This is a genomic window from Bacteroides rodentium JCM 16496 (assembly GCF_000614125.1).
Classification (GTDB): Bacteria; Bacteroidota; Bacteroidia; order Bacteroidales; family Bacteroidaceae; genus Bacteroides; species Bacteroides rodentium.
Genome location: NZ_BAKJ01000068.1, coordinates 1 through 13,590, shown reverse-complemented (window position 1 = coordinate 13,590; position 13,590 = coordinate 1). Strand labels below are relative to the sequence as shown.

Annotated in this window: 9 protein-coding genes and 3 pseudogenes; 3 read left to right on the top strand and 9 right to left on the bottom strand. The window is 35.4% G+C overall.

The window, feature by feature from the left end:
* Positions 1–139 precede the first annotated feature (139 nt).
* The 9 genes and pseudogenes from JCM16496_RS25110 to JCM16496_RS22780 form a co-directional block, all read right to left on the bottom strand.
* Positions 140–617, bottom strand: a pseudogene (locus JCM16496_RS25110) (hypothetical protein); the annotation flags it as partial.
* Between the two features lie 10 nt (positions 618–627).
* Positions 628–1,208: pseudogene (locus tag JCM16496_RS25105) on the bottom strand (RloB family protein).
* Positions 1,209–1,220: 12 nt separating this feature from the next.
* The gene (locus tag JCM16496_RS19290; protein ID WP_008622603.1) at positions 1,221–2,429 is read right to left on the bottom strand and encodes an AAA family ATPase; all 1,209 of its coding nucleotides are present in this window, start codon (positions 2,427–2,429) and stop codon (positions 1,221–1,223) included.
* Between the two features lie 568 nt (positions 2,430–2,997).
* Positions 2,998–3,084 (bottom strand): annotated as a pseudogene (locus JCM16496_RS25100) (metallophosphatase); the annotation flags it as partial.
* 593 nt (positions 3,085–3,677) lie between these two features.
* On the bottom strand, positions 3,678–4,016 hold the full coding sequence (locus JCM16496_RS24360; RefSeq protein ID WP_007855935.1) for a hypothetical protein: 339 nt from the start codon (positions 4,014–4,016) through the stop codon (positions 3,678–3,680).
* 316 nt (positions 4,017–4,332) lie between these two features.
* Entirely contained in the window at positions 4,333–4,680 is a 348-nt protein-coding gene (locus tag JCM16496_RS19265) for a hypothetical protein (RefSeq protein WP_009291738.1), read from the bottom strand.
* A gap of 129 nt (positions 4,681–4,809) precedes the next feature.
* Positions 4,810–5,229, bottom strand: coding sequence for an ATP-binding protein (locus tag JCM16496_RS19260; RefSeq protein ID WP_244440501.1), 420 nt, complete (start codon positions 5,227–5,229; stop codon positions 4,810–4,812).
* A gap of 129 nt (positions 5,230–5,358) precedes the next feature.
* Entirely contained in the window at positions 5,359–5,598 is a 240-nt protein-coding gene (locus JCM16496_RS19255; RefSeq protein WP_128809741.1) for a DUF8451 domain-containing protein, read from the bottom strand.
* A 28-nt stretch (positions 5,599–5,626) separates the two neighbouring features.
* The gene (locus tag JCM16496_RS22780) at positions 5,627–5,785 is read right to left on the bottom strand and encodes a hypothetical protein (protein WP_008674690.1); all 159 of its coding nucleotides are present in this window, start codon (positions 5,783–5,785) and stop codon (positions 5,627–5,629) included.
* A 1,485-nt stretch (positions 5,786–7,270) separates the two neighbouring features.
* Between JCM16496_RS22780 and JCM16496_RS19245 the strand changes: the two genes are divergently transcribed.
* From JCM16496_RS19245 to JCM16496_RS19235, 3 genes are all read left to right on the top strand, one after another.
* The gene (locus tag JCM16496_RS19245) at positions 7,271–7,897 is read left to right on the top strand and encodes a type IV toxin-antitoxin system AbiEi family antitoxin domain-containing protein (RefSeq protein WP_007844358.1); all 627 of its coding nucleotides are present in this window, start codon (positions 7,271–7,273) and stop codon (positions 7,895–7,897) included.
* The gene (locus JCM16496_RS19240) at positions 7,894–8,721 is read left to right on the top strand and encodes a nucleotidyl transferase AbiEii/AbiGii toxin family protein (protein ID WP_007844359.1); all 828 of its coding nucleotides are present in this window, start codon (positions 7,894–7,896) and stop codon (positions 8,719–8,721) included. The genes JCM16496_RS19245 and JCM16496_RS19240 overlap by 4 nt, the downstream gene beginning before the upstream one ends.
* Positions 8,722–8,832: 111 nt before the next feature.
* Positions 8,833–12,885 (top strand): metallophosphoesterase family protein, encoded by a 4,053-nt coding sequence (locus JCM16496_RS19235; RefSeq protein ID WP_025836216.1) that lies wholly within the window; start codon positions 8,833–8,835, stop codon positions 12,883–12,885.
* Positions 12,886–13,590: the final 705 nt, after the last annotated feature.

Genomic DNA, 13,590 nt, shown 5'->3' with positions numbered 1-13,590 from the left:
TTAACTATGTCAAAACAGTCAAGAAAGTAAGTAGGAAGAATCAAACGGGCTAGGGTTAAAAGGGTATCATAAGTAGTCATAAGTTTTTGCCACAAAGATAGCAACTTCTAAGATACCCCACAAGATTTTGCGGCCGACCCGTCTTTTCTAAATTTGTTTTCTGGCGTTGTACATCAACTTCAAACACATATCTATACTGCAAATCTGTTGCATAGATTCGACCTTTAATTTGACATATTTCTGATTTAGATAATGATATATTCTGATGGTCAAGACCAACAGTAATTCCCATAACATCTACTATATTAAGTAAAGCCAAATTATTTTTTAGACAGTTATTATAATCATCCAACTTTTTGATATTTTGTTGACGAATTAACAGTTTTTTCTTGTTGTAGAATAGCTTTCTCACTATTTCTATTACTATAAATAATAGCAAGATAACCTACTACAACAGCAAAAATTCCACTACTATAACTTCCCCAAAAATTTAACCAATAATCATTCGAAAGGCTTGTTTTAATAACATTACCATATGTCAACATCGTATTAATGATAAATGCGATAGCAATTCCACTAATTATGATTCCCAAAACAACATATAAATCTTTTTTCATCAATTTATATTTATTGCAACGATTCACTAACTTTTTTAATCGCCTTATAAATCTCGCTATAAGAATCTCTACCTTTATATTTTTCGGCCAATTCACATGCTTTATCCATTTTTGAGCTACAAGCATTTCTTTAACCCATTTATCCTTCTCAAGGTATTTCCGAGTTTTATCATATGTTGGCAGATATTGCTTTAATGCTCTTTCTGTTGCTGCTGAATCTTGGAAATGTCGACATGTATCTTCAAAATGTAGTAAAAACCAATATTCTATTGACTGTAAGCTATCACAAAGAATCACATTAGCATTATTTTCATATTTCTTTTTGAACGATACCATTTTTTTATTCTCTGCATCAGAACGCCTGCTAACATCAGCATCAAAAACACATATTACAAAGACATCTTCATCCAGAAGTTCCTTTATTTTCTTTTCTATTTTCTCAATACTATTGTTTTCAAATAAACGAGGAGAAATAGAGTATCTATAACCAAGTATTTTTTTCAAATGACTGAAATAGAATAATTCAGTCAAACCCTCACCGACGATATGAATAACCTGTCTGGTCACTGTATTTTTTCTTGCTTTTCTCATAAAAATACACGATTATAGATTAGGAACTGCACCGAATTTACCGAACTTATATGCCTTTTGGAGAGAACTGATCCTATTCAATCCCTTGAAATCTGTCAGAGGATACAGTACACTTGAACCATCCAGATTCTTTTCAGTAAACCAAACATTATCTTTTCTAAGCAAATCTTCCTCTCCTAACAGTCCATCATAATGCGTAGTGAGCAACAACTGTGCCTGTTCTGATTCTTTTAGAAAACGTTCAATGATGTATTCTATCAATTTCGGATGAAGAGAAGATTCAATCTCGTCAACTGCGAGAAAAGCATCTCTTTCAAGAATCTTTTGTACTTGAGCAGCCAAGCCAAATGTACGAATAGTACCGTCCGATTCAAACAGTTCCGGAAACTCATAATAATCATTGTTACCATAATCAGATGAAACTTTATGCTGATACATAGTATAATTAATCGGCCCCTTATGCGTTTCCTGTTCTTTGGAAGTAATATTTGAAATATTAAAATCTGCTTCCTGCAGATATCTCAAAATATAATCTTTTGCTGACTCATTCTTGATTGATTCTTCGGCATAACGACTTAAAGATGATGCAGGTACAATAGCCGGCATAACCTGATTGGTTAGATACTGAAGAACCGTCTCTAGTTCTACAATATGTGTATTCACCTGCATATAGGCAGCAAAAACTGACATATTATGCAAACACTTCAATGTTATTTCCTCTTTGACAGCTTGCGACATCTTGATTTTCTGTCCAAATTTAATAACAGATACGTTATTCTCAGTATTTCTTTCAAATATAGTAGCAGGCTGTTGACTTGGATAATAAATTAAACTTTCCTTTGCTACGTGCCATCTATCTAAAGCTACTGAATAGACATAACAAACAGCTTTCTCCTCATTCTTCAAATAGAACGAAATCGAATATTCAGATAACTGCTTTGAACTTGTTTTATTCAGGAGAAACGGGACTACTTGAATTTGTTCTGCCTTATTAAGTGGAGTATAAGTAATGAATGACTTGATAAAATCACAAACCTTAATAATATTACTCTTACCCGAAGCATTTGCTCCATAAATAACAGCCACTTTCAATAGTCTCACACCCCCACCCAATTCAACAACATGATATGATTCCATATCCTTACTTCTATCAGCTTCAAAACTTAATATAGCCTCGTCTCTAAATGAGAACATGTTCTTAAATCTAATTTCTGCTATCATACAATTTGTTTTTCCACAAATATATAACTAAATATCCATATCCACAAATAAGATTAATCTATTTGCATCATTTCTACAAATATCACAAACTAATACCTATTCTATTATTTTTTTATAACCTTAGGCAATATCAATCATTTAAAAATCTTGGATCACAACAAGGAAAAGGTAAGTATACCTACAGAAGAAACCATGAAGATAACTATCTATGTACAGAAGCAAAAATAAGACGTATGTTTGCTGATGCTAATCACCACAGAGATTCTAATGTAAGGTGGACACACCGTATCTATGGGAAGCAAACCTCTATCATTTCTATATAAAAGTATATAATAGATTGATACAGGTTTTACCACATCCTATTATGATAAAAGATGGTATACAACAAGAAGAAACACCTGCTCATGATGCTATACGAGAAGCACTAATAAATTGTATAATTCGGCACTATAGAATATTTTGTGTAAATGGAAAATACGGGATTCAAATTATGAACCAATTTATGCTTATATTTGAAAACAGAATCCAGATATAAGAGAACTTACAAGTGAATCCTGTTTCCATTTACACAAAATTCCAGACAGTGTCTATTTCCGTGATAAAAGTGGGTATCAGATGTAAAGAACACCTTGCTGCCATCAAATTTATAATTTATTTCTTCTCAATTTATGTGCATCACTGCACGTTAATAATCAAGTTATCAATCACCCATCAAACGGAAATGACAGAGAAGTATCACAAAAGTAACTGCCATAAATGGGTATAAAACAAAATAGTTGAAAAGTTTGCTAAAGACTCTCCAGCCATTCAGTCTCTATTCTAGATCAAAGTATAGTAAAATGTACTTTATTATGTTCGCTGGAAAGTATTTACAATACGAGATTCAATACCGGAGACATGAACATTCAACACACATTCCGAGCGTTTATTACCCTAAATTGTGGTGATTGATAGTATGCCCATCCAAATTCTCTGCATTGTTAGTTTTATGTTATTTCTAAATCAGTGCAAAATTAGTAAATAAACTCCACATAACGCATAACAAAACAAGAAACTGAGTCTATATGAATATAGATATTATATCAGTGAAGATATAATTTAGCAGGGTTCATTACTATAAACTATGTAACTCAAGAAGGATGTTCTTACTCTTCCTTTTCAAATTCTTCCGAAGCATTTGCTATCAACGCCTTTCCTATTTCCATCTGTATGAATTTAGGCAATCGAAACAATTTTGCCATAAGCTGGTTATAAGTGAACTCGACTTTGGTATACAGTATAGATTTCTTCTTTAATGTGCACATCGATTTTCTCAACAACCTCAGAGTCTTCCATAAAGTCAAAAAAATCCGGTTCTTCAAACCAATTTATCATGTCATCCTCATTGATTCTAAGACGAATATAATCGCCACAACCATCTACCTCTGGAATTAAACTGTTAGGAACATAATCTGCAATTTTACATATTGTCTTTTTGTCTTTGTCAAGTAAGAAATAGGTCCCACTATCACATACCTTGGCTTGCAAATACAAACTGCCATATTCGGGCTTCGAATTCAGAAGTTTATGAGTTTTCAAATTGATCATTCCTGACCATACCCTTTAGAAACCAATGGATACTCGTTTTCATATAGTTCACCCATCCATGTATCAGTATAACTACACATTTCCTCATTGTATGGAAAGTAGATCATAAGGCTCCGCTTATCTAAATCTTTTGATTAGGAGTGCTAAAAAATCAAATCCCTGCGATAACCACCAAATTATTACAAGGATTTTTCATATTTTTCAGTCTATTGTCGGAAATCTTTGTGGACGTAAAATCGACTTTTGCGGCCCTAATCAAATAAGCTAATAAACAGACAGTTGAAATCTTACGGCCCTAAAATTGATTCTTGCGGCCCTAGACAATCGATGGAAAATCCGGTGCTTTTACACAACGGGTATATTTGCCTGCACCATCTTTCTGTATAATCCCTGCATTTTCCATCTTTGAAATCAAGCCTCTAATTTGTTTTTCGGACAACATGTCTTGAAATACCTTTTTGAGAAGAGAACGATTTATATAACCATTTTTATAAAAACAGTCTGAAACCAACTTAAGGTGAGTCATGCTCAAGCCCTTCAGTCTTTCAGCAAACTCATTCCGATATTCCTCGGACAAACGATAAGAGCCGTTTTCGTAAACGATAAGTTTTTCTTCCGATAATTTCCTTAAAGTCTTTTCTTCAAGTCCCTCATAATCCCTCATTGCTATTTTGTGCAAAGCCAGCAATTCAAAGACATTAAGTTGCTCGGCGGCAGATCTATTGTCTTGTACCTTCCTGATGAAAATAACAAAAGCCGTATCAAGTATAGGAGCATTGAATGTGAGACTTACCTAATACGAGTCTGTTCCTGAATAGTCAGGCAGTGCTTCCCCTTCCATAATACAGTTGTAGAACATTTTTTCCACTCCTTGACCGGAACGCTCCACCAATCCTGTCTTCTGCAATACCTCGCTCATCAGTTTACTGCGCGGAACACTGTTCACTGTCAAAATGTTGTTCATATCCACTCCGGACGGAAAACCACCAGCATTGGTAATGGTTATACTATCGGGATATTGCTTGATGACGACATCGCTCTGAATCAACATTGAGCGGTGGCAGCAAACATTCAATATCGCCTCTCCGATTACCTCTTTGTTGAAAGATGGTATATCGAATATATAAGAGCCGTCATTGTAATACAGAAGCGGATTGCTGGCAGGCTGGTTGATGTAATCCCATACCTTGTCAATCGTTATGAATAACAGCAACTGAAATTCTTTGCAAGCGGTATATTGTATCATCGAGTGATACATCCTGAACTCTACAACGATATTGTTCTGAGGGAGATATTTCCGTATGGCTTCGGATTTCCCAAGCAGAATAAGTGCCGCATAATTCTATTTCCCGTCCTTCAACAAATCCAAATCAGACAGCACTTGTTCGTCGGGATAGTTTTGAAACAACGGATTTTCCTGCTTTCGCGCATATTGGGTTTTCATTTCCGCTATGGCCTCCTTATCCAAATCCTCTATAGTAAGCCCTTCGCATATCTTGGCTGAAAAATCCGATTCCTGTTCAGACAATATCCTGAAAATATCGGCATCGGACATTGCCCGCAGGCTTTCCCCTGTACGCATAAGAGGTACTCCCTCAAATCTCAACAACCTACCTACGGGACGAGATGGAACAGATAGTACAAGCACACGCACCGTCTTCGTAAAGTTCGGTAGCTTCTATCCTTATTCCTAATCTTTCGTAGATTTCATCTGTGAGTTCTCCCACTTCGTTTTCTGCAAAATCCGAACCGACAACCGCATGGAGCATATACCATTCCTAATACCAATCGTCCACCCTTTTCATTCGCCAAGGCGACAATACACCCCAATACACACCGCCGCCTGTCTTTCAGATCAACATGTTTTCCTCCGGCAAACGTGTAATTATGCTTTGCCTCCTTAAATTCTATATGGTCTTCGCTTTCGCCTAGCTTCTGTAATTCTGCAATCGTAATCTCCAACAAGGTAAATCCAACCCTAAAAGATACAAATGGCTATTCCGATAGAAACGAAAATTGTGCAACACAATTTTATGTCAGTAACATGCTCGTATGAAAGTATCATTGACAGACTTACTTCGTTGTATAGGAAAGTTGGTCTGGACTGCTTAATATTTTCTTTAGCAGAAATCATACAAGAAAATAACCCAAGAACGCTACAATATCTTATTTTTTATGACTTCATTTATATGTCAATAATATGTTTGCATATCTGTATATTGAATAATTGTAAGAAAAATTGTCTATGTTCTTATTTGAATAGATATAGCCTTCAACCACAAAATAATAAGTCATAAGGCAATACTGAAATATTTTGTTAGTGCATCAAAGGTCAATTTCTTTAAACTTGAAGCCGTAGATGCTAATATATAAGAGTAAAGACAAATATTTCAATAAAATGTTATTTGTTTTTATAATAGAATATCATCTGTCGTAATTTCCGTTCCGGATATTTTTTAATGTATATATCTGTTTATCAGTGTTATAAAAATTAAATATGTTCGAGACTGAGAAATAAAAAATATTATTCAGACATCAAATATTTATGATTTTGACAGATTTTATAGAGAAAATCTCAAAAATACATCGGGGGACATAATTTTGTCCCCCGATGCCACTATAGGGGACAAACTGGGGACAAAAATGTGGAAAACATAAGCTAAAAAGAGAAAATATGGTTCTCAAAACAGTTTATTTTATATCTATATAAGTTATTTTCTATCAGAAAATTACAAGTTGCTATTATATAACCATATGATTATTAATACGTTAATCCACTCACCAATGCAATATGTATTATAAAATCGTAACATATTGATAATCAGATATGCATTTGGAGGTTTTTCATACTGGGGGACAAACGGGGGACAAAAAAATAGAGACAATTTGCAAAGAAAACACTAATACATTTTCATTTTTGAAATACGTGGTTAAGGAGCCTGTCAAATCTCCTTTGTCCCTCGTGTCTCTCATGATTTGAAGCGGTGTATTTGCTCTTTGTACCTCTTTTCTTTCGTCACCTCTTATGTATAGAAGTTTAGTCTTGTTTATTGTATATCTATCAAAATTCTAAACCAAACTATTTGCCTACCAAAAGATACAGAGCCTTTTCTTTTTTTGGCAGGCAATACTTCGAAGATTATGAATGTTGCGTATGACTATATCTATTTCTTAAGATAGCTTGATAGTAATATTCTGAATAGAAAAAGAAGTATTATTTCTTTTATTGTTCAAATAATTGCTATATTTGCAGTATGGATAGAAAATTAAGTGAAATAGGAACCATTCCAGTAACGACTTCAATCATTGAATCGTTATATCCGGAACTTAAGTCTGCTAATAAGAAAGTAACCTGGCTCGAAAAACAAGGGGTTATCATCAGATTGAAGCGAGGACTTTATGTGATCAACCCCGAGTATTCTGGAAAGGCTCTATCAAGTGAGTTGATAGCCAATCATCTCTATACACCTTCATATATTTCAATGTCTACTGCACTACGATATTATGGACTTATCCCCGAGGCTGTATATGTTCATCAATCGATGACAGTAAAACATCCCCGAAGCTTTCAAACTCCAGTCGGCAGTTATGACTACAAATATATTTCAAGAAAGGCATTTTCGATAGGAGTAAGAAGTATGAATAAAGGTGACTATGCATTTCTTATTGCATCACCGGAAAAGGCTTTGTGCGATTTGATTGCCAATTCCTCAAAAGTCATTCTTCGTTATATGAAGGATGTAGAGATATATTTTGAGCAGGATATTCGTATGGATATGGATGAGTTCTATAAGATGGATGCAACCATATTTGAAGATTATATTCATGTGGGTAAAAAGGCTGATTCAATTTCGACACTTTTAAAATTCTTAAGGCGATGAAAAATGAAATATTCGACAATATGCTCTCCCTTTATGATTTAACAACGGAGCAACATAAGAGAAACGCCATATTTGAAGTTAACCAACAAATGATACTTGCAGGCCTGTATGCTGGAGGCTTCTTTGAGTCAGCTGCGTTCTATGGCGGAACTTGCTTGAGAATCTTTCATGGCTTGCAGCGTTTCAGTGAGGATATGGATTTCTCACTGCTTATGCAAGATGATAAGTTCAATTTTACGAAATATTTCCCTGCTATCATTGACGCCTTTACAATGGTAGGTCGTGAGGTTGAAATAAAGAAAAAAGATAAGAAGAATTTCGGAAAAGTCGAATCGGCATTTCTTAAAGATAATACCGATGTGTATGATGTGACTTTCCAAACAGAAAAGTCAATAAAGATAAAGATTGAAGTAGATACTTGTCCACCGTTGAACTTCAAGACGGAACAAAAGCTATTGCTTCAGCCACATTCATTTATGTCCCGTTGTTTTACACTTCCAGACTTGTTTGCAGGCAAGATGCACGCACTGGTCTATCGTGTGTGGAAGAATAGAGTCAAAGGTCGTGATTGGTACGATTTTGAATGGTATGTACGCCATAATGTTCCGTTAGATTTTACTCATTTGGCAGAACGATGCAAGCAGTTTAACAATGAGGATATTACTCCAGAGTTATTCAAAGAGAAACTCATTGAGCGTCTCTCTACAGCTGATATAAAACAAGTGAAAGAAGATGTATTGCCTTTCGTACGCAATCCAAAGGAACTTGATATTTGGTCAAATGATTATTTTGTACAGTTGGCAGGGATGGTAAGAATGGGATAATGTTGGGTGAAATAGAGGGGGTATGAAGTGGAAAGAACCTTTTCTATCACACAATCCAAGGGTATTACGAATATGAAAAAAATAACAAAGAACTAAATAACAACGACAATTATGGTTAATTGGCTGCATATATCTGATTTGCATTTAGGGAGTGGAGGTACCATAACGAACATAATGCGCGATGAATTACCTATCTACTTGAAAAGGCTGGGAGTAAAATGTGATTATGTATTCTGTACGGGTGATATCCGAACAGCGAATGTAAATCCCCATTTATTTACTGATGATATGGCAGCATATTTGATTTCAATATGCGAAGCTGTTCAAACGTCAGTAGATAGATTGTATATAGTTCCTGGTAATCATGATGTGGATAGAGATGTTGATGGTCGTCATGATGTTATCAGGAAAGTATTCTATGATGGCAAAGGATACTATCACCCGGATAATGGCATTATAGAGCCAGAAGACCTGTCGGTCATTATGACAGGAGAGAAAGATTTTCTTTCTTTTCTTAGCAAAATATACGACGCAGACCGACTGAAATTATATGGCAATCCGAAAATGCCGCATTTTAATATAGAGACAGAGCATTTCAATATTCTGCATGTAGATACCAACTTAGCATACACCAGCGGACAGGAACATAACGACTTGTTCGTTGGTACAAAGTTATTATATGATGCAATACATACGCTTAATAAGAATAAGCCTACTATATTGCTTAGCCATTATCCGGTTACTTCGTTTCTGCAAGGAGAGAAGAAAGTACTCTCGACGATGCTGCAACATAATGGAGTTCGCCTATGGCTGGCTGGTCACGAACATGACCAAGTTCTACAGAAAGTTCATTATATCTATTCTTTACAAGCGGGTGTTCTGCGCAATGAACAAGGTGTGCGTTCTTCGGTCCTTTTAGGACAATACGACCCGACAACTTGTAAGTGTTTTGTAAATGCGCATACATGGTTTGAAGAAGGTTGGGCTAAGTATCCTTATGTTGATTTGGAGAACACGCCTCAAGATGTTTTTTCCATAAATTTAAGTTCTAAATTAAATGATACGACCGCTATTCCTCAAGATTTGAAACAAGTGATGAACGGCCTTACATTAAGAGACGTTAATGTAGATTTAATTCAGCAGGAGCCGTTGCTTCCTGTAATTCAGAGCGATAATATCATAGAACGTACAGCTTTGTTGAATCGTTGCCTTAATGCATTGAATGATGGTAAAATACTCGTGATTTTTGGTTCTTTGAAAATAGGAAAGTCGACTTTAGCAGCACAAATACATCAGCACAGGCCAAAGACTGCCATATATGATTCTGTTCTGCAGACGGATTTGGAAAATAAGGTAAAAATACTGCTACAGGAAGGAAAGGGAGGTGAAAGTGTGTTGGTTAGCTCCGGAGCATTAAATCTAAATTTATCAGGGCTTGATGATAGAAGAGTTTTTCAGATTGAAGTACCTTTATTAACACTAACTGAAACCAAAGAACTTGTTGATACGTATGGACCAGAGCAGAACCCACATATGTTCATTTATGCACATAGTTGTGGACATCCTGCTCTTGTGCGAACACTTTGCGAATATTTGAAAGCTAATCATTGGCAATTAGATGAAAAACATTTTTCCAATCTTTTAGCTTATAGTTTTGACTATAATCTGAGTAGAACAATGGCTGAATTAATGCGGACATTGTTACCAGATACAACAGATCGTGCATTGCTAAATCGTTTGCTGATAGTGAATGGAAGTTTCACGGAAGAAGATGCCTGCAAATTAGCCGAAATTACTCCATCTATTGAAGAGCCAAGAATGCGCTTAAATGGATTGATTCCTACATGGGTAATGTCTTTAGATAATTGTTTTAAAACGAACCCACTTATCAGTAAATTATGGAAGCCCGATGTGTCAGAACAGACTTTCAAAGATGCCAATTTAGTATTGGCAGAAGGTATTTTGACTAAGAAAAAAGTACTTGGAGAACATGATGTATTGAATTATATCCTATACAGTATTAGAGGTGGTGCAGATGACAATGCTGGAAGAATGTACATTACAATCTTAATGAAATTGGATGATATTGGAGAATTGCCACATGGAAGCCTCCTTTGTAAATTATGGATGGATGTCCCTTTACCCGAGGGAATGTCTATTGATGTCAAGATAGGAGTACGTTATCTTCAAATTGCACTTATCAAAGATCTGAGTGCAACTCAACGATCATTCTTGATAAAGGATTTAAAAGACAATGTCTCTAAATGTACTGATGCAGAAAAAATACCGTTCTATAGTAGCATGATTACAATGATTTGCTGGATGGAAGGTGACATTGAGGGTGGGTTGTCACATTATCATCGATACCTGGAAAGTAAAGGTGATGACAACAAACTATTAAAGACTATTGGAGATGTAAAACCTGTTTTTGATAATAACATTTGGTTTTTCCTTCTGCTTTTGTCTAATGAGCAAGCTTTCATTAACTGGCTTGATGTATTCAAGGCAGATGATGTTGAATACTCACATAACGACTATGTAATTTGCGAGTGTTGTTATCTTGCAATAGAACGACTTTGGAGGTATCATTTAGTGGGTGAACCCGTTAATGATCGTGTGGAAATATTATTCAGAATTTTGGCAAAAGCAGAACTTAAGCGCTGTTCAGAACTTGCTATCGCTTGTGTTTTTGCAATTATGGAGATTTTTAACTCTGAACACCGTTATGAAGAAGCTCGGTCGCTATATGAAAGCAAGTATTCTAAGTATGAGGAATTGCCATTTGCGCAGTTGATTTTGAATGGTTCAATGGGGAATAGCTACTTCCGAGATGTTGCTGAAGTACATGGTCATGCTCTTGATTACTTTAAAAGGTCACTTTCGATTGCAGATACCGAGTTGATTCCCAATATTATGTTGCATGTTAAGCAGATGATGGCATACGTTCTGGCTGAGACTAATATTAATGCGGCAGTAAAAGAACTTGAAGAGGCACTACAATATGTTTCTGATGTTAAACATCGTATAGATATATATGAATACTATCAGTGCATAGGAGAGTTGTCATATACATATTGGTGTGCGGGCAATAGACAGAAAGCTGTTGAAAAACTATCAGAATGTGTGCGTTTTGTCACGAATGACCTTCAAGATGGCAAAGAAAAATTTGCCAAGAGTTTTATCTGTTTATTAGGGTGTCTAATAATAAAGTATCAGTGTGATTTGGATAACAAACCTATGCCTAAAGATCAAGCGATTCCTCGTCATGGGATGTTCACTGAAAATGACTTAAGTTCATTTGATGATCTATATAGCGAAGACCGTATCTATACATCCAGTTATCAGATGTGTCAGCTGTGTAAAATGGTCGGCTTAAGGGATTTGGCTCGTGAATGGGCGCATAGAACACTGGACGCATGCAAGAAAAGAGGCGAAGTTCGCGAGATTCATTATCTACTCTTCCTGTTATTACCATATTTTATTGAGGATAATGATAAAGATGCCATACTTTTTGTAATTAATCATACATGTGAAGCGCAGCGCATTAGTTATGAGAATCACCCTGAACTGCATAAAGAAAATGCAGACTTTGAGTTTGTTGAGTTTCGTATAGTGCCTCTTCTAATGGCGTCGCTTGGTCAGAATCTTCGTGGAGATGATAGTGGTTTGAAACTCATTAAGAAGGTATTGGACAATTATCATCCGGTGAATAATTCTGAAAAATTTGAACTTGTGAAATCTGTGTTTGATAGACCTTCGTATGATAAAGACTATATAGCGGAAATTAAAAAGTTGGACATGAATGATAACTATGTTGTCTATATTTGTGCTTATCTGATGACAGCTTATCAGAGTGAGGCAGATTATGCATTCTCACTTCTAATTGCACTTTTGCCTATGTTGGAGAAACAATTGATTCAAATCTTGGGTGAAGAGATAAAACCTATTATTAATCATTTTGTGACTGATTTTTGGAAGGCTAAAATTCTAACAGCTCCTAACGAATTCAAAGATTACAAGTTCCTTCGAGAAAAGGGGCTCCCACATATTGAAAAGTATGAAGGAACGATAAATCAGGCAAATCATACGATGCTTGTCGTTAGTAATCATGTAAATAAACTAGTTAAACTTAATGACTCACAGGAGGATTGGATGGATAGGTGATCTTTTTGTTATAGGGATAGTCGGTAGTGTAAAATTTAAACAGGCTCTAAGGTACAGTTTTAAATATTCCTTGGTCTTTTTCCATTACGATAAATGTTAAGGCACAGGCTAATGTTTCCCATTTGTCAGCTTCTTTTCTCTAAGTTTAACGAGCTCTTTCTTGGTTATCGCTTTCTTTGCCATATCTGTATTCTGCTTCAAGGAGTTATTACTATTGTTTTTGATTTTTGTTTGAGGGACATAATTTTGTCCCCAGTCTGACTTTTAGAGGACAAACTGGGGACAAAATTATAAAATTTAATACGGTATTTTAGGTTTCTTTATGTATATAAAATGCTGATTATTAGCTATATGGTTGTTGATTTTATTATTATTGAATTTTCCAAGGTGTATTTTGTAATCAGCTGATAATAAGCGGTTTAAATTTTGCTATTTCGATGCAGCATATTTACATTACTGATTATCAGTGACAATTCATTTTAATCGGTACAACCTCTGTTTTTACAAGTACACAGAATGTAGGGACAAATGCAAACCGTTGTATTTCATTGTTTTGCATATATGTGTTGTACCGCCTCTTTTCAGCCCTTTTGTGGAATGTCCGCTATCAGATACAACGTGTTGAATGATAGGGAATTTCCGCATGGATGTTACAGAACGCTTGCTGGATACAAAGGTAGTGCTTTTCTTGGAATTTCTGTGGTT

Excerpts from the sequence above, each read along its gene's own strand:
- JCM16496_RS19265 (WP_009291738.1), bottom strand. The coding sequence starts at position 4,680 with ATGAGGGATTATGAGGGACTTGAAGAAAAGACTTTAAGGAAATTATCG.
- JCM16496_RS19245 (WP_007844358.1), top strand. The coding sequence starts at position 7,271 with ATGGATAGAAAATTAAGTGAAATAGGAACCATTCCAGTAACGACTTCA.
- JCM16496_RS19235 (WP_025836216.1), top strand. The coding sequence starts at position 8,833 with ATGGTTAATTGGCTGCATATATCTGATTTGCATTTAGGGAGTGGAGGT.
- JCM16496_RS19240 (WP_007844359.1), top strand. The coding sequence starts at position 7,894 with ATGAAAAATGAAATATTCGACAATATGCTCTCCCTTTATGATTTAACA.
- JCM16496_RS22780 (WP_008674690.1), bottom strand. The coding sequence starts at position 5,785 with ATGCTCCATGCGGTTGTCGGTTCGGATTTTGCAGAAAACGAAGTGGGA.
- JCM16496_RS19290 (WP_008622603.1), bottom strand. The coding sequence starts at position 2,429 with ATGATAGCAGAAATTAGATTTAAGAACATGTTCTCATTTAGAGACGAG.
- JCM16496_RS24360 (WP_007855935.1), bottom strand. The coding sequence starts at position 4,016 with ATGATCAATTTGAAAACTCATAAACTTCTGAATTCGAAGCCCGAATAT.
- JCM16496_RS19255 (WP_128809741.1), bottom strand. The coding sequence starts at position 5,598 with ATGCGTACAGGGGAAAGCCTGCGGGCAATGTCCGATGCCGATATTTTC.